This is a genomic window from Flavobacterium denitrificans DSM 15936 (assembly GCF_000425445.1).
Taxonomy (GTDB): Bacteria; Bacteroidota; Bacteroidia; order Flavobacteriales; family Flavobacteriaceae; genus Flavobacterium; species Flavobacterium denitrificans.
In genome coordinates, this window is sequence record NZ_AUDL01000004.1 from 517805 (window position 1) to 535304 (window position 17500).

At 32.5% G+C, this 17500-nt stretch carries 18 protein-coding genes; 3 read left to right on the forward strand and 15 right to left on the reverse strand.

Features of this window, described 5'->3' with window-relative positions:
* Window positions 1-77 precede the first annotated feature (77 nt).
* The 12 genes from H600_RS0102350 to H600_RS0102410 all read right to left on the reverse strand — a co-directional run bounded on the left by H600_RS0102350 (window position 78) and on the right by H600_RS0102410 (window position 12278).
* Window positions 78-524 carry a GNAT family N-acetyltransferase gene (locus H600_RS0102350; RefSeq protein ID WP_026727276.1) on the reverse strand — a complete coding sequence of 149 codons (447 nt, stop codon included), beginning with the start codon at window positions 522-524 and terminating at the stop codon, window positions 78-80.
* A gap of 524 nt (window positions 525-1048) precedes the next feature.
* On the reverse strand, window positions 1049-1909 hold the full coding sequence (atpG, locus tag H600_RS0102355) for an ATP synthase F1 subunit gamma (protein ID WP_026727277.1): 861 nt from the start codon (window positions 1907-1909) through the stop codon (window positions 1049-1051).
* Between the two features lie 89 nt (window positions 1910-1998).
* Entirely contained in the window at window positions 1999-3576 is a 1578-nt protein-coding gene (gene atpA, locus H600_RS0102360) for a F0F1 ATP synthase subunit alpha (RefSeq protein ID WP_026727278.1), read from the reverse strand.
* Window positions 3577-3613: 37 nt separating this feature from the next.
* A complete protein-coding gene (gene atpH / locus H600_RS0102365; protein ID WP_026727279.1) occupies window positions 3614-4147 on the reverse strand; it encodes an ATP synthase F1 subunit delta in 534 nt (177 codons plus the stop codon).
* 4 nt (window positions 4148-4151) lie between these two features.
* Window positions 4152-4652, reverse strand: a complete 501-nt coding sequence (locus H600_RS0102370; RefSeq protein WP_026727280.1) for a F0F1 ATP synthase subunit B — start codon at window positions 4650-4652, stop codon at window positions 4152-4154.
* A gap of 88 nt (window positions 4653-4740) precedes the next feature.
* Entirely contained in the window at window positions 4741-4941 is a 201-nt protein-coding gene (gene atpE / locus H600_RS0102375; protein ID WP_026727281.1) for an ATP synthase F0 subunit C, read from the reverse strand.
* A 33-nt stretch (window positions 4942-4974) separates the two neighbouring features.
* Window positions 4975-6153, reverse strand: coding sequence for a F0F1 ATP synthase subunit A (atpB, locus tag H600_RS0102380; protein ID WP_026727282.1), 1179 nt, complete (start codon window positions 6151-6153; stop codon window positions 4975-4977).
* 569 nt (window positions 6154-6722) lie between these two features.
* The gene (locus tag H600_RS0102390; RefSeq protein WP_026727284.1) at window positions 6723-6950 is read right to left on the reverse strand and encodes an AtpZ/AtpI family protein; all 228 of its coding nucleotides are present in this window, start codon (window positions 6948-6950) and stop codon (window positions 6723-6725) included.
* On the reverse strand, window positions 6931-7326 hold the full coding sequence (locus H600_RS0102395) for a bactofilin family protein (RefSeq protein ID WP_026727285.1): 396 nt from the start codon (window positions 7324-7326) through the stop codon (window positions 6931-6933). The genes H600_RS0102390 and H600_RS0102395 overlap by 20 nt, the downstream gene beginning before the upstream one ends.
* Window positions 7327-7331: 5 nt before the next feature.
* Entirely contained in the window at window positions 7332-9941 is a 2610-nt protein-coding gene (gene porW, locus H600_RS0102400) for a type IX secretion system periplasmic lipoprotein PorW/SprE (protein WP_026727286.1), read from the reverse strand.
* Between the two features lie 88 nt (window positions 9942-10029).
* Window positions 10030-10725 (reverse strand): ABC transporter ATP-binding protein, encoded by a 696-nt coding sequence (locus H600_RS0102405; protein ID WP_026727287.1) that lies wholly within the window; start codon window positions 10723-10725, stop codon window positions 10030-10032.
* Between the two features lie 83 nt (window positions 10726-10808).
* Entirely contained in the window at window positions 10809-12278 is a 1470-nt protein-coding gene (locus tag H600_RS0102410; RefSeq protein WP_026727288.1) for a DUF5687 family protein, read from the reverse strand.
* A 126-nt stretch (window positions 12279-12404) separates the two neighbouring features.
* On the opposite strand from H600_RS0102410, the gene H600_RS0102415 reads away from it, so the two are divergent.
* Window positions 12405-13457 carry a ferredoxin--NADP reductase gene (locus H600_RS0102415; RefSeq protein WP_026727289.1) on the forward strand — a complete coding sequence of 351 codons (1053 nt, stop codon included), beginning with the start codon at window positions 12405-12407 and terminating at the stop codon, window positions 13455-13457.
* A 258-nt stretch (window positions 13458-13715) separates the two neighbouring features.
* Window positions 13716-14129 carry a hypothetical protein gene (locus H600_RS0102420; RefSeq protein ID WP_026727290.1) on the forward strand — a complete coding sequence of 138 codons (414 nt, stop codon included), beginning with the start codon at window positions 13716-13718 and terminating at the stop codon, window positions 14127-14129.
* Here H600_RS0102420 and H600_RS0102425 read toward each other — a convergent pair.
* Window positions 14118-15137 (reverse strand): glycosyltransferase family 9 protein, encoded by a 1020-nt coding sequence (locus tag H600_RS0102425; RefSeq protein ID WP_026727291.1) that lies wholly within the window; start codon window positions 15135-15137, stop codon window positions 14118-14120. The two genes, H600_RS0102420 and H600_RS0102425, sit on opposite strands and share 12 nt — an antisense overlap.
* Before the next feature lie 40 nt (window positions 15138-15177).
* Entirely contained in the window at window positions 15178-15783 is a 606-nt protein-coding gene (locus H600_RS0102430) for a DUF4254 domain-containing protein (protein WP_026727292.1), read from the reverse strand.
* 111 nt (window positions 15784-15894) lie between these two features.
* Between H600_RS0102430 and upp the strand changes: the two genes are divergently transcribed.
* Window positions 15895-16548 carry a uracil phosphoribosyltransferase gene (gene upp / locus H600_RS0102435; protein ID WP_026727293.1) on the forward strand — a complete coding sequence of 218 codons (654 nt, stop codon included), beginning with the start codon at window positions 15895-15897 and terminating at the stop codon, window positions 16546-16548.
* Here the strand turns inward: upp and H600_RS0102440 are convergent.
* Window positions 16543-17472 (reverse strand): DUF6427 family protein, encoded by a 930-nt coding sequence (locus tag H600_RS0102440; RefSeq protein ID WP_026727294.1) that lies wholly within the window; start codon window positions 17470-17472, stop codon window positions 16543-16545. The genes upp and H600_RS0102440 overlap by 6 nt on opposite strands.
* Between the last annotated feature and the right edge of the window lie 28 nt (window positions 17473-17500).

The following is a 17500-nucleotide window of genomic DNA, read 5'->3' on the forward strand; positions in this document are numbered from 1 at the left end:
GTTCGTAAAACAAAAATAACCAATTCTTTGGTTTAATAATGATTTTGCTCGTTCAATAAAACAAGTTGTGCGTGTTTTTATTGCGTTAATTTGGTTTCGTCCAAAACTTTTACAAAGTGAAATCCTTTTGGGCTATATCCTTGATTGTAGTAAAAGCGATGTGCGCCAAAATTTCCTGTAAATGCATCCAAAACAATACTGCTGCAACCTAGATCTTTTGCTTTTTGGTCAACATAATCCGTTAGCATTTTTCCTATTCCTTTAGATCTGTATGCTGGATTTACGACAAAATTATCAATCTCAAGATATTTTCCTGTCCAAAGTTTTGTCGCAGACCAACAGCCCGTTATCCCTAAACAAGAATCATTTTCGAAAACCCCAATCTGAATGTAATTGTGTGGTACCATCTCCAAAAGAAAAGATTGATATTTTTCAACTGAAAGTTTTGGATATAGAAAACGCATGGTGTCAATTTGCTCCAGCATTTCTTCGATTGTAGTAAGTTCTCGTATTTGAAATTCCATTATACTAAAAATAAACCTCAAAAATACTCAATTTTTCTCCTTTTATAATATAATTCTAAAACAACTAAAGATGTGAAATGTATAAAAACGCAAAAAAATTATATAATTTTTTACAATTGCTTATGTATTAACTTTGTATCAAAGGGAATGAGAAAAGCTAAAATACAACCCTTTAAAAAAGCAAAGCATTGGGACTGATAAAGCTAGTTTGTTCCCACAAAAGACAAAGCAAAAGGGATTGATTCTGCTGAAATGTAACCCTCAAAAAACAGAGCATTGGGACTAATAAAGCTAGTTTGTTCCCATAAAAGACAAAGCAAACAGAGGTGATAAATCTGTACAATAATTTTATAAAATGGTACTGATTCTCAGTTTTTGGGTAAATTGAGAATCACCATTTTATAAGTTCAAATTCACAAATAAAATCTATATATAAAAAAGCAGGCACTTGGGGATGTCGGCTTTTTTACACAAAAAAAAGAGCCGACAAGTAATTGTCGGCTCTCTTTTTATTCTTAATTATATTACCCGTTTAAAGCTTCAGCTCCACCAACAATCTCTAAGATCTCGTTAGTAATTGCGGCTTGACGTGCTTTGTTATAAGTCAATTTCAATTGATTTCTTAATGCAGTCGCGTTGTCAGTTGCTTTATGCATAGCTGTCATACGAGCTCCATGCTCAGAAGCAAATGAATCGCGGATACCTTTATATAATTGTGTTTTTAATGATTTTGGAATCAATGTCAATACAATTTCTTCTTTTGAAGGTTCGAAAATATAATCTCCAGTAGCAGTTGCTGCATCAGATTTAATTGGAGCTAACGGTAAAAATTGCTCAGTCTGAACAATTTGAGTCGCCGCATTTTTAAACTGATTGTAGATTAATTCGATTCTGTCATATTCTCCAGATAAGAATTTTTGAGTCAAATTATCGGCAATTCCAGCAACATTTTCAAAAGTCAAATTATCAAAAATTGCATTATGATGCCCGTGAACTTTAAAAGTTTTAGACAAAACATCGTTTCCTTTTTTCCCAATAGGAAAAACATCAACTTGTTTTCCTGCATAAAATTCAGAACGGTTTTTAACCTCTTTAATAATATTCGAATTGAATGCACCACATAAACCTCTATTTGAAGTAATTGCTACAAGCAATACTTTTTTCACTTCACGTTGAGTTGTGTAATCTCCTCCAACTTCACCATCGAGCGTTGCTGAAAGATTTTGCAATAATTCCGTTAATTTCTCGGCATAAGGACGCATTGCAGTGATTGCATCTTGTGCTTTCTTAAGCTTTGCAGCAGAAACCATTTTCATAGCCGATGTAATCTGCATCGTCGATGAAACGGAAGTAATTCTATTACGGATTTCCTTTAAATTTGCCATCTATTAATTAGAAAATGTGACAATTTGAAAATTAGATAATTAGAATAATGTTTTACATTATCTAATTATCTAATTAACGAATTATCTAATTAGTTATATTTTGCTGAAACTTCTTTTGCTGCTTTTTCGATAACATCAGTAATGTTGTCGTCAAATTTACCAGCTTTTAATGCGTTAAGCGTATCTTTATGTTTACTGTTCATGTAAGCTAAGAAATCAGCTTCGAATTCTTTTACTTTATTTACAGGAACACTTTTCAATAAGTTTTTAGATCCAGCGTAAATAATAGCAACTTGGTTTTCAACAGGATAAGGATCATTTAAACCTTGTTTCAAGATTTCAACGTTTCTTTTTCCTTTTTCAATTACGTTTAATGTAACAGAATCCAAGTCAGAACCAAATTTAGCGAAAGCTTCTAATTCACGGAATTGAGCTTGGTCTAATTTTAAAGTTCCAGAAACTTTTTTCATTGATTTAATTTGTGCATTACCTCCAACACGAGATACAGAGATACCTACGTTGATAGCAGGACGAACCCCAGAGTTGAACAAATCTCCATCAAGGAAAATCTGACCATCTGTAATAGAGATTACGTTTGTTGGAATATATGCAGAAACGTCACCAGCTTGAGTTTCGATAATTGGCAATGCAGTCAATGAACCACCACCTTTTACGATAGATTTGATAGAATCTGGTAAATCGTTCATGTTTTTAGCGATGCTATCATCAGCGATTACTTTACAAGCACGCTCTAATAAACGAGAGTGTAAGTAGAAAACGTCTCCAGGATAAGCCTCACGTCCCGGTGGTCTTCTTAATAAAAGAGAAACCTCACGGTAAGCAACAGCTTGTTTAGATAAATCATCATAAACAATAAGAGCTGGACGACCAGAGTCTCTAAAATATTCTCCAATTGCAGCACCAGCGAATGGAGCGTAAACTTGCATTGGAGCTGGATCAGAAGCATTAGCAGCAACGATAACTGTATAAGCCATTGCTCCTTTTTCTTCTAACATTTTAGCGATTCCTGCTACAGTTGAAGCTTTTTGTCCAATTGCAACATATATACAGAATACAGGTTTTCCTGCATCGTAAAATTCTTTTTGATTTAAGATTGTATCGATACAAACAGTTGATTTACCTGTTTGACGGTCACCGATTACAAGCTCACGCTGTCCACGTCCAACCGGGATCATAGCATCAACTGCTTTTACTCCTGTTTGTAATGGCTCAGTTACTGGCTGACGGAAGATAACTCCTGGCGCTTTTCTTTCTAAAGGCATTTCGTATAAGTCACCACCGATTGGTCCTTTTCCATCAATTGGAAAACCAAGAGTGTTAACTACACGTCCTACCATTTGCTCACCTACTTTAAGAGAAGCAATACGTTGAGTTCTTTTTGCTGTAGATCCTTCTTTAATTCCTGTTGATGGTCCTAATAATACAACCCCAACATTATCCTCCTCAAGATTCAATACGATACCTTCCATACCGTTATCAAATTCTACTAACTCACCATATTGAACATTAGATAGCCCGTAAACACGAGCAATACCATCTCCAACTTGAAGTACTGATCCTACTTCCTCTAGCGTAGCACCAGATTCAAAACCTTCTACTTGCTTTCTTAATATTGCTGAAATTTCAGCAGGTTTGATTTCCGCCATCTTAATTTATAATTTAGACACTTTTTGTGTTATAAAACTAATTACTTAACTCTCTTTTTAATACTTGTAATCTGTAAGCAACTGAAGCGTTGTACTGATCATCTCCTATTCTCAAAATAAATCCACCAATGATTGAAGGATCTACTATATTTTCAATTGTAATTTTTTTATCTGATAAAGTTGCAACTTTTGCTAAAACTTTAGCTTCTAAAGCAGCATCCATTGGAATAGCTGTTGTAACTTTCGCTACTTGAACACCATTACTTGCATCAAATAATTTATTGTATTCTGATGCAATTGCATCTAGAATTTCAAATCTTTTGTTTTCAAATAATAAACGAAACAAACTTTTAGTCACTCCATTTACATTTGCAAAAACTTCTAAAAGAGCACTTTCTTTTACTTCAACAGTTGTTGTTGGGTTTTGAATAAACGTACTCAATTCTGTGTTAGTCTCAATTGCGTTTGCAATTGATTTCATATCGTTATTTACAGCTTCGGCAACACCTTTAGAGTTTGCTAAGTCCAGAATTGCTTTTGCATAACGAATTGCTGCTCTTGTACCTGCCATAATCTTAGTTTAACTTTACGTCACCTAACATTTTCTCTACTAATTTAGTTTGAGATTCTTTGTTAGATAATTCTTCTTTCAATAATTTCTCAGCGATGCTTAATGATAAAGTTGAAACTTGAGATTTCAATTCAGCCATAGCAGCATTTTTTTCACTTTCGATAGCAGCTTTAGCTTGCTCGATCATTTTTTGACCTGCTTCTTGTGCTTCGTTTTTAGAATCAGCTATCATTTTCTCTTTCATTTCGCGAGCTTCTTTCAACATCGCGTCACGTTCTGCACGAGCTTCATTCAAAATTCTTTGATTGTCAGCTTGTAAGTTTTCCATTTCTCTCTTTGCGTTTTCAGCAGAAAGCAATGCGTTTTTAATACCTTCTTCTCTTGCAGTAATAGATTCCATAATTGGTTTCCATGCAAATTTCACTAAAAGTAAAATCAATACTAACAAGATTAAAGCTTGCCAGAAGAATAATCCGAATGAAAAATCGTTAATTAACTTATCCATTTTATAACTATATTAAATATTTAATTTCTTTTTTAAAGTAACAACACCTTTAACCAACCGTTAAAGATGTTGTTATTTTTTTTCTTTATTAGTTTTTTCCTAAGATCAAAGCAGCAAATGCTAAACCTTCTAATAAAGCCGCGATAATAATCATCGCAGTTTGAATTTTACCAGCAGCTTCTGGCTGACGAGCAATAGCGTCCATAGCAGATCCACCGATTTTACCTAAACCTAAACCTGCACCGATTACTACTAAACCAGCACCTACTAAAGTTGGAATTGTTCCCATAACTATTTATATATATAAAATTAAACTTCTAAATTAAATAATTGCTGTTTCATCTTCATGGTGGTGAGCGTGATCATGATCTTGAACCGCCATACCAATAAACAATGATGATAACATTGTAAAAATGAAAGCCTGTAAAAATGCAACTAAAACTTCAATAACAGAGATAAATAATGTTAATCCTAAAGAGATTGGCAAATCTGCTGCTAAATTTTTTCCAACGAAAATCATTCCGATCAAACTCATAATTACTACGTGACCTGCAGTAATGTTAGCGTACAAACGAATTAATAATGCGAATGGTTTTGTTAATGTTCCTAAAACCTCAATTGGAGCTAAGATGATTTTCATTGGAACTGGCACTCCTGGCATCCAGAAGATGTGTCCCCAATAATCTTTGTTTGCACTAAATTGAGTAATGATAAATGTAAAGGCTGCTAAACAAACTGTGATAGCGATGTTTCCTGTTACGTTGATTCCTAGCGGCGTCATTCCTAATAAGTTTAAAACCCAAACAAAGAAAAATACAGTTAATAGGTAACCCATATATTTACGGTATTTTTTCTCTCCAATATTTGGAACTGCAATTTCGTCTCTGATGAAAATTACAAGTGGTTCTAAAACTCTACCAAATCCAGTTGGGATTGGTCCTTTTTTATATGATTTTGCTAAACCAGTAAACATAAAGAATAATAATACTGATACGAAAAGCATTGAAACAACATTTTTAGTAATAGAAAAATCTAAAGGTTTTTCGTTTTCCGGATGACCGTGCTCATTAAAGGTAATTGTTCCGGCTGCATCAGTTTTGTAAATTTTACCGTGTACTAATTTGTAGAAGTTTCCGTCAACTTCTGCAACTGTTTCACCAAAGTGGAATTTTGAAGAAGAGAAAACTTTTAAACCTCCGTCAATTAATATAACTGGTAATGGAAAACCAAAGTGCTTGTTTTCTTTCTCATCTTGAAAGAAAACAAAATCATGAGAATCTTGTAAGTGGTGATCAATAAAAGCATCCACTTTTGCTTTTGGGTCAAGAGCTACTGCATGCTCTCCTTCCGAAGGAGCCTCGTGTGAAATTACTTTCGCTTCGTGAGCCGTTTCTGTTTGTACATGCGTTGAATCATTCTCTGGATTTGCAAAACCCATAATTGGTAGAGAAGCTACAAAAGCTGCTAGAATAAAGCTGAGTGGTTTGTTTGAAATCACCATATCGTGGAAAATCTTATTTTTTTACGTTTCTAAAATTTGGTGCAAAGGTACATTTTTTATTAATATTCAAAAGGATATGAAAAATTATTTTTGAACCTTGTTTTACATATTCGCGATTTTAACGCTTTTCATTTAATAATCGGACAGTTAAAAGCGTCTGAAATAACAAAAACAAAATAAATGTTATAAAAAAACTGACTTTTTCAACAATGACCGTTTCGGTTTTGTTTTCTAAAATTGGCTGCAAAATTAAATATCCCAACAACATTTGAGTAAAAGTTCCGAATAAGAAAACCATTCCCACGATCTCAAAATTCTTGTTTTTTACCTTTAATAATATAAGGTATAGCAAAGCTGACAATCCGAAGAAAATTAAATACAGTAATTCTATACTATAATGAAACTTCTGAAATTTAATTTCCAGCAAAAAGAAAGCGGCTATATGCACTATACATGCAACAACAGCAAAACAAAATAAATGAAAAACAGGTTTGTAATTTTTTAATGACATTTCAAGTAATTTTTTGCAAAGATGCAACTTTTATCTAAAGTGGCTATAAATGAAAAATTTACTTTAATTTATTAATATCATTAACTTGGCGGATAACATTATATAAAGCAAGGCCTACACCGGCCATTACAAAAATTGTATTATAATAAACTTTTTCGCTCGGATGATTTTCATCAAGCCAAGTACCGAAATAAGAAAATAAAAAAATAATGACCCCCATTTGAAATGGAATATTAATTAATGCTAGCCATTTATTTCTCCTATTATTATTCGGTTCCTTTTCCATCTTCTAATAGTATTACCGGATTCGAATTTAGCATTGTACAAGTTGCTGTAAAATCAGCTCCAGGTTCTATTGATAATTTTCCAACGGCGATTTCGCCATGAATGCGCGCCGTTCCTTTTATATTAAGGACTTCTAAAACTTTTAATTTTCCTTGAAATTCTCCTTCAATATCGGCATTATGGCAAATAATTTCGCCTTTAACAATTCCTGAAGCACCTATAACAAGTTTTCCTTGTGAAGTAAAATTTCCAATTAATTCGCCATCCAGCCTAAAATCAGCTTTTGAAACAATATCTCCAACAATAGAAGTTCCCTCTACAATTCTGTTGGTTTTTCCTAAATTCTCTGTGCTGCTTTTTTTGACTTTTTCAAACATGGCTTTTATGGGGTTTTTGGGGCTAAATAAGTGTCAAGATTTTTTTTGATTTGAACTACCTTATAATTATCACTTGAAATGATAATAGGCATATTCGAGATTTTATATTTTTTATCCTCTCTCAAAACTCCTGAAACATCTCTGGCATATGCCTCTGATTTTAAACCATGAATAACTACAAAACTTTCTGTTTTATTGTATTTGTCAAATGAAGTTGTTAGCCTTTCGAAATTTTCAACCAACATATATACCTTAATTGCTTCCTCAATTTTTTTAACCGTTTTGCTGTCGTTGTTTTGAACTGGATATAAAATTTTCCAGTTTTTTCCATCAACTGCTGTAAAATCAAGTTTTTCTAAAGTCGGAATTTGTTTTTCCAAAATTTCACGAGCGCTTTTTCCTTCGTCGCTGTTTGGGTAATTATCTGCAACGTTTTCAAGCCCTTTTTTATATGCTGCTAAACCTTCTACTTTTGCTAAACTATTTGCTTTCAGCAATTCAAATTTAGAAACAATGTCTTCGCCAGAATATTGATTGATCAGATTATCGATGTTATTTAAAACTTCTGTAAACTGTTCTTCTTCATATAATTTATACCATTTTTTGTATTCCTTATCGGCGGAAGCTAAATCGTCAGAATTAGTATTGTTTAAAATCAGCGCATATCTTGAACCGGAATATTTGGTTGTTATTTCCGATTTTATCCTTTCAGCTTTTGCGGGATCTATAATCTGATAAATTTTATACAAATTATACATCGATGGCAAAACCAATTTTTCCTCAGGATTATTTTGTAATAATTGTTCTAATTTATCGCTGGCTAATTTGTATTCTTTAAACTTTTCTTTGTAAATAAGCCCTAATTGATAATATGCAAAATTTCGCTCTTTTCCAATACTATCCATAACTGCCGGACTAGTAGGAATCTGATTTGTATAAAATGCCGTGGTGTATTTTGGCGGAATAACTTCCTGCAATGCATTTATAGAATCCTGATTTATATTTAATGAGTCTTTTAAATTCGTATTGACAATTGATTTTGATGACGAAATTCTCCAGTTTCCATCTACAACGCGATTTCCCCACTGTTTTCTAAATTGAAGTTTTCCGTAAGCAACTGTTGTTGGATTATAGAAATAAAAAGTGCTAGAAACGTCATTTCCTGATGGTGGATTAAATGCGCCCGAAACTAAATCCGTTTTATTAGGCTGTTGCGAATTTATTGGCGACGAAAAATTATTTGCGTCTGTATTACGCTGAACGTTTGCTAGTTTTTCTTTTTCTTTTTCTTCTAACAATCGTTTTGCATCGTCATTCTTTTTAAGTTCTGCTATGTATATTTCAAAATACAATTTTCGATCTGCTTCTGGCAAATTGTAAACCTTAATAATACTGTCATTACGTTTTGCAATTCCTTCGTATTTAATTACGTTATCAAGATTTTTTCTGTTCTTTTCAATTAAGGCAAACTCTCTCGTTTTTGGATTTAATTTTATTAGAGTACTATCATAATATTTCGCTGCCATTGTATAATCTGTATTTCTAAAATACATATTTCCAATATTTCGATAGGTGGCCGCAACTAAATATGGATCTTTAGATTTTCGAGCCAACGAATGATTGTAGAATTCTAACGCATCTTTTTGCTCATTATTTTTGTCAAAAAACACGCCCATTTCATAAAACAGAATGTCATAATAAGGTCTGTTTTCGCGATCTTCAACCAATTTATTATATCGTTCAATAAACAAATTCTGATCGTCTTTCTCATAATCAAACATCTGCGCTTTTTTCGCATAAGCGTGCATCATGTATTTGCGATCCGCTTTTCGGTTCATATCGATTACAGCATTATAAAAGTAAACAGCGCTGTCTCTTTTTCCTGCTTCCTGATATAATTGTCCTAAAATAAAACGGTAACGTGCTCGATCCTCATTTATTTTTGTGAATTGTTCTGCGATTTTCAATTTAGTAACCGCGCTGTCTTTTTGCTCTGTATTTAAAAATGCTTCGGCCAATAAGGCATTTGCATCTGAAAAAGTTTGCTTGTCTAAATCCGTTTTCTTTAAAAGCTGATTAATATTTTTAATAACAATTGCATCATTGCCTAAACGCATATTGGTTTTTTCACGCCAAATTTTTGCCGTATAAATATTGCTGCTGTTTGGATATTTATAAAGAATATAATTGAATGCTTCCAATGCAGGGATAAAACGCTGATCATAATATCTCGCTTTTCCAAGCATCAAATATGCTTCATCTATTTGATAATTTTTTTCTCTTCCTCCAATATTCATGGAGTGTTTTTGAATAGCTTTTGTCGCTTTTGTTTCAGCTAATTCAAAATCTGGGTTTTTTGTTTTTTCTCCTTCTGAAAAATTTTCATCGAACTGCATTTTTTCAATTGGCAAAATTTTCCAAAAATTATCTTGATTATTGGCCTGAATCGATTTAAGTCCTTTTTCAAGGCCAATTCCTCCATTATACAAAATGTTATATTTTGTACTTAAAGCATGCGAATTCCTGTTCACAAAGGTATTGTTCTTGGTCGAACACGCTATCAAAAGCAATGCAAAAGTGAGAAAAAAACTATATTTAAGAGTGTTCTTTTTCAATAGAATCAATTTTTAAAGCATTAACTTATAAAAAGCATTTTTAGTATAATGACTTGTAAAATTACGCTTCTTTTTGAAATATAGAAACTTAAACAGCAAAAAACGATTCCAGTTCTTGCAGGGTTTCTTTAGAGGTTTGAATATCTTTCACAATTTCGCCTTTATTAAGTGCAACGATTCTATCGCAAACTTCAACAGTATGCTGTAAATCATGGCTTGAGACCAAAACAGTAACATTTGGATCCTCGGCTAATTCTTTGATGATTTTTTTCAAACGGCTTACAGTAGTAGGATCTAAATTAGCAAAAGGTTCGTCTAAAATTACTACTTCTGGATTACCTATAAGCGTAGCAATAATACCCACTTTTTTCTGGTTTCCTTTTGATAAATCACGCAAATATTTTTTGTTTTTTAAAATTTCACCGTTAAAGAATTCTTCATGTTTGGCAAGAAGTGCATCAATATCAGCTTTGTTCTGATGGCGCAAATCACCAATAAAATAAAAATATTCTTCAGGAGTCAAATAGCCAATAAGGAAACTTTCATCTAAAAAAGATCCTGTAAAAGATTTCCAATTTTCACTGGTATTTACCTGAATGTCATTTGTTTTAATATTTCCTGTCGAAGGCTGAATAAGATCCAAAAGCAAACTAAAAAAAGTAGTTTTTCCTGCGCCGTTGTTTCCAACAAGTCCAAAACTTTGTCCTTTTGGAATTTCAAGATTATTAATGTTTAGAACTGTAGTATCGTTATATTTTTTTGAAAGTTGATTTACTTGTATCATGGTGTAATTTTTGATTGTTGATTTTAGATTTTAGATTCCTTTGAGATAAAATTATCTCATTTTCAAATTGGCAAATTATCTAATTAATTCTTTTGTTTATAAGCGCTTATTGTACTGTACTTTTCGATTTTATATCTTTTTTCGATTAAAGTAAAAACCTTGTCTTTAAAAATAAATCCTAAAATTCCTGTTCCAGCAACCAATAATAATCCTAAGTTTTTGTTCTCGAAGTAAATTCCTATTCCGTAAAGCAATAAAGGCAATAACATTTTTGGAAGAGTCAATAACATGGCAGTGACATTAAATGCTTTTTTATCTCCAAAAGCACCTCCCGCATTAGTTAAATCAATTGGTGTTTTAGTAAATGCACCGCCTAGAAGAACCAAATGTGAATTAACTCCGATATTATAAATTGCGGCAACAACAATTGTCAAATAAATCTGCCAGCCAAAATAAAGGTAAAATGATGCAAGAATAGTAGAAACTACCGTAGCGATAACAATCATCCACCACTTAGCCATAATGTAACCACGGTACGGAATATTTTGTGTCATCATTAATTGGTAATATGAACTGTCCCAGCTTGGCACAAATTGACCAAAGACAAATAAAAAACCACCCGACACAAAAATACCTGCCAAGAGATGCATAACTGGTTTATCATATGCTTCTATGCCTCCTGAAAAAAATAAAAGTCCATAAAACAAGAAAAGAAAACTCATAAAGATTGTCGTTTTAGACCTTTTGTTTCTTTTAATAAGTTTAATGTCATTTTTAAGGAATGTTCCTACTGTTCCAAATTGATTCAGCCAAGAAAAGTTTTCTGTTTGAGCAATATCTTCTTTAACCGAAAGTCCTGCATCGAGATAGAGATTGTTTTTGAAAAATCTAAAGCTAAAAATATACAAGCCTGTCAATACTAAAACTGCAAGTAAAAACAATCCAGGGATTTCGTAAAGACCTTGAAAAAAAGGTGCTGTAAAAATTGTGATGTCAAATATTTGATAATAATGCGCCGTTCCCAAAGCAACAATAAAGACTAAAAATCCAACAAATAATTTATCAATATTACTTAGAATAATATTCAGAAAATTATTGATATAAGTAAATGAGATCATAGCTAAATTCCAAAAAATGATTCCAATAATATCATATCCTTCGATAATTAATACAATTGAAAAAGGAACAAAAAACAAGGCGTGAATCCAATTAAAAAAGGATAAAGCCGTTTTGCCTAATGAAAAATGGACAATTGTAGGCTTTTTAAACGGCAATACTAACAACGGCTTAATATTTAAAACCGGAATTGATTGCAACATCAACCGAACTAATAGATCCAATAAAAAATAATAAATCATAAACCTATTGACCGTATACAAGGGTTCAAGATTCATTTTCTTCAAAATGTAGAATGCACCTACACCCATTCCAACAAAAATTAAGGAGAAATAAATCATTAAGAATCCTAATAGAATTTTCATTGCAAGGTTTTTACCAAACGATGCCGATCTTATAAAGGCCTTCCATTCAAGAAAAATAAACTTTTTAATCATGGTTATTCAGTTTTAGTTTTTCAGTAAGAGACCAAATGTAGGAAAACGTTACAAAAAAAGTTAAAAAAATTATTTTAGTAAGCGTCAATTACTTAGTGTTTGCTACTTTTGCAAAAAAAAATAACCATGCCTTCATTCTTAAAACTTATAATTAAAGAGGTAAAACGCGAGACAGCAGATGCAGTTTCAGTACTTTTTAATGTTCCTGAAGAACTAAAATCAGACTACAAATTTGTAGCTGGACAATACATAAATTTAAAATTAACACTTGATAATCAAGAAATAAGACGTGCTTACTCAATTTGTTCTGCGCCAGAAAGTGGTGAATTGCGAATCGCAGTTAAAGCAGTAAAAAACGGTCTTTTTTCTCAGTTTGCCAATACAACTTTAAAAGCTGGCGATGTTCTTGAAGTAGGTCATCCAGAAGGGAAATTTACACTTGAACCAGATGCCGACAAACAAAAAAATTACGTTGCGTTTGCAGCGGGAAGCGGCATCACTCCGGTCATTTCGATCATTAAATCCGTTTTAAAAAGTGAGCCAAAAAGCTCATTTGTATTGGTTTACGGAAATAAAACTCCTGAACAAACTATTTTCCATCAAGAATTACACGACTTGCAATTGCAATATGTTGGACGTTTCTTTGTGCATTATGTATTTAGTCAAACTAAAGCCGAAAATGCTTTGTTTGGAAGAATCGATAAATCGGCGGTTAATTTCGTGTTGAACAACAAACACAAAGAACTTAAGTTTGACAAGTTTTTCTTGTGCGGACCAGAAGAAATGATCAATACGGTTTCAGATATTTTAAAAGAAAAGAATGTAAAGGAATCAGCTATTAAATTTGAGCTTTTTACATCTTCTACTCAAGAACATGAAATTCAAGGTTCTCAAGAAGGACATACAAAAATTACTGTTTTAGTTGATGATGAAGAAGTTACTTTTGAAATGTCTAAAAAACAGACCATTCTTGATGCTGCTCTAAAACAAGGTGTTGACGCTCCTTATTCTTGCCAAGGCGGAATCTGTAGCAGCTGTTTAGGCCGTGTGACATCAGGAAGCGCAGAAATGACAAAAAATTCAATTTTAACAGATAGCGAAATCGCTGAAGGCTTGATTTTAACTTGCCAAGCACATCCAACATCAGAAACAATTTATGTTGATTACGATGATGTTTAATCGTTAAAACTCCAAATAAAAAATCCCAAATTCTAACTAAATTAGAATTTGGGATTTTTTTTACTCCGCATTTATTTTAAAATAGTTGCTATTGATCAGAAATTGGGGTCAAAATTCAAATTGAAATAAAACCAATTTTTCGCGAAAATATTGCGGATTTTTTATTATATTAGTGGTGTACTGAAAATAATTTAAATCTCATGGCCTAAAGAGATTTTCAGAACTAGATTCAAATTTGTCAATTTAAACTTAAATATCATGACAATACATCACATCCTTCGTTTATCATTTATAGCACTTTTTGTAGTAACAGCCATTTTTTGTGTTTATTTTATAATAAAAAAACACCAAAATAAAAAAGGTCCTAAGTTATTAACCCAAGAAAAGTTGGCTACAACAACTCGCGGTACAATGACTGAAATAGCCGTTTCCGATAAAAATATATTCAATATTTGGCCATTTATAAGCAAACTTAAAGCTGCCAAAATACTCTCACACAAAATTAAAGAATCTGAATTGGTGCATAAAGTCTACAGAAATTCAACCGAAGATTTTGAGCACATTTTACTGTCTACCGAAAAAGAAAACCATTTTGTTGTCATTGTTGCTGATCGAAACAAAAAGAAAACAATTGGCTATTTTATTCACGATTTAAACGGATTATATGCCTGATTCTATTTTTTTTACCACTTGCTTCGGAGAAATTGTTCTCATCGCATCTTCGTATCCTTCAACTATTTTGTTTCCATAAACAGATGTAGGCAATTTTGGATACTGATCACGGTCTGAAGTTAAAGCGTTTTCCAAAGTTTGGTTAAATGGCAAAAATCCTGCATAAGGATGTGTTGCGCCCCAAAGCGTAACAACTTTCACGCCAAGCATTGCTGCAATGTGTGCATTTCCAGAGTCCATAGAGAGCATAACGTCCAGATTGCTTATCAATTTTAATTCCTGTTGAAATTTAATTTTTCCGGCAACATTTATTACATTTTTAAAAGGCTCAGAAAGCGAATCTAAAATTTCGATTTCTTTTTTTCCGCCTCCAAAAAGCAAAATCGTCTGATCTTTATTTTCGGCAAGTTTCGCAATTACTTCCTGCATTAAATCCAAAGGATAAACTTTAGAATCATATTGTGCAAAAGGTGCAATCCCGATTAATTTTTGATAATTTTCTCCAATTAAATCCGTGATTTCAGCACTTAAAACTGCTTTTTTAGGAAACTCTGTCCCGAGGCTTCGGGATGATAAATCAACCGGAAAACCAAGCGCTGAAAACACTTTTGCATGTCTTTCAAACATGGTTGGCAATTGTTTGAAAATCTTATTTTCGGCGCGAGTTAATTCTTTTTTTCCTTCTCTGCCTTTATCAACCGTTGCTCTTTTTTTTCCGCTTAAAGCGAAAAGCAAGCTCACCACTTTTGATCGCAAAACATTATGAAGATCTGCAAAAGCATCGATTTTCAATTTTTTCACATCTTTAAACAATCTCAAAAGTCCCAGAAAACCTTTATGTCTTTCCTTTTCATCAAAAGCAAAAAATTCCACATTCGGAATTCCATCAAAAAAAGGTTTGAAAAAAGGGCGTGAAATAACCGTAAGTTTTACCTCTGGATATTGTTTTACAAAAGCTCGTAAAACAGGAACCGTCATGGCGACATCTCCCATTGCGGATAGTCTCATGACGGCTATGTGTTTAATTTTGGTAGACAAGTCAGCCAAATTATTTTTTATTTTGGTATAAAATAGGGTTCAAATCATCATCATTGTACATTTTCATTTGTTTGTACACTTTCATGAATTTGTCTCCATTTTCAATATCTGTCAACAATTCTTCAATTGCTGTAGATAAATCTGTTCTTTGTTCTAAAAGTACATTTAGTTTTTCCTGACATTTATCTCTATGTTCTTGCGAAGCCTCAGCACGTGTAGCTTCTTCGTGCATGTGATAAATTTTCAAAGCTAAAATTGACAATCTGTCAAACGCCCAAGCTGGACTTTCAGAGTTGATTTTTGCTCCATCTTTAGCTTGTACTGAGCTGTATTTTTGCAAAAAGTAGCTGTCAATATATTCCACCATATCAGTTCTTTCCTGATTTGAAGCATCAATTCTTCTTTTTAAAGTCAATGCTGCAACAGGATCAATTTGCGGATCACGAATAATATCTTCAAAATGCCATTGAACCGTGTCAATCCAATTTTTTAGATATAATAAATGCTCAAATTTATCCTTTGGGTAAGGATTATTGATAGGCTGATCAACATTATCAAATTGATGATAATCTTTGATGCTTTGTTCGAAAACAGAATATGCTAATTTTGAAAACATGTCTTTAATTATTAGAGACACAAAGATACTTTTTATACTTTTATAGTGTGAAAAAAAGCATTATTTTTTCATTTTTGTCTTAAAAACAATCAATTCTTTTAAAATTTAAATATGAAAATTCATTATATATCTGAAAACAATAGCGTTCTGAATCATTTTTTAGGCCAAATAAGGAATGTAAATGTTCAAAATGACAGCATGCGTTTTAGACGAAATATCGAACGGATTGGTGAAATTATGGCGTATGAACTAAGCAAAACATTACCATACAAAAATGTCGATATTCAAACGCCGCTCGGAATTAAAAAAACGACTGAAATTGAAACTGATTTAGTTTTATGTCCAATCTTAAGAGCGGGATTGCCACTTCATAATGGCTTTTTGAATTATTTTGATCACGCTGAAAACAGCTTCGTTTCAGCTTGCAGATTTCATCCAAACAACGATGACCATTTTGAAATTTTAGTTGAATATCAAGCGATTTCAAACTTGAATAATAAAACGGTTTTGCTGCTCGATCCAATGTTGGCAACAGGACAATCAATTGTAGCGGTTCATAAAAAACTGATGGAAAATGCAACTCCTTCAGAATTTCATATTGTGGTTGTTATTGCTGCGCCCGAAGGAATTGCTCATTTAGAGAAAAATCTGCCTGAAAATTGTCATTTATGGGTTGCTTCACTAGACGAAAAACTTAATGAGAAAAACTACATTGTTCCTGGACTTGGCGACGCCGGCGATCTTGCTTACGGAAGCAAATTATAATTGAGAGAAAAAAGTAAATAAACTGCAGCAAATAAGCACATAAAACACTATTTCGTTATTTAATTTTTGCTGCATATATTCTACATGGCTCGATGCCATAATGGTTAAAGGCGTTATACTGAACAACAGCAAATCATTGCTTTTGTTTGGTGAAAGAATAAAAACGAACGCCGCTATAAAAAAACAAGCTACAATTTTTTTGTATGAAGAATGTACGATTTGAGGTCTGTTTGATAATGTCGTCAACATTGAAACTACAAAGAAAAGTGCAACAGCAACATAAATTGAAAGTGCTCCGTTTTCATAATTGTTTTTAAAGTAATCTATTCTTAAATCGATTTCAGCTCTTTTTTCAAAAAATGCAATGGCATCAAAATGGAATAAAAGTGATACCAATAAAAAGATTAATGCAACGGCTAAAAGTGCCACAAACGGCAAAACCCAGTTGCGATAATCGCGTGAAACGTGAAAAATAATCGAAATAAAAACTAAAATTAGAAAAAGAACACACCAAAATTGAAACAACGAGGCTATTAAAATCCAAAAAGAAGCATCAAATATTTTTTCCTTCGAAGCTTTTAAAGACTGTAAGGAAATCAATCTTCGGAGTGCCAGCAACAGAAAAAAATTGGCGTAAATAACATTCGAATTGTTAAATATGGTTGGGAAAAATAAGATGAACAATAAGTAGAAAAAAATCGCATATCCGTTGTCTTTGCTGAGTCCGTTCTTTTTTGCAATGAAATTAATCAAGAAAAAAGAAGCCAAAATAAAGCAAAGAAGGCTTACTTTTTGAAACGCCAAAAAATAAGAAGTGATCCAAGATGGCTCTTGAATTTGAAACAGAAAAAAGAAAACCAGTATTAAAATTACAACCAAAGAATAATTTAATGGTGTAGATTTTTTAAAAACACTTGTTATCATAAGGATATTTTATACTTTTGTGATTGTA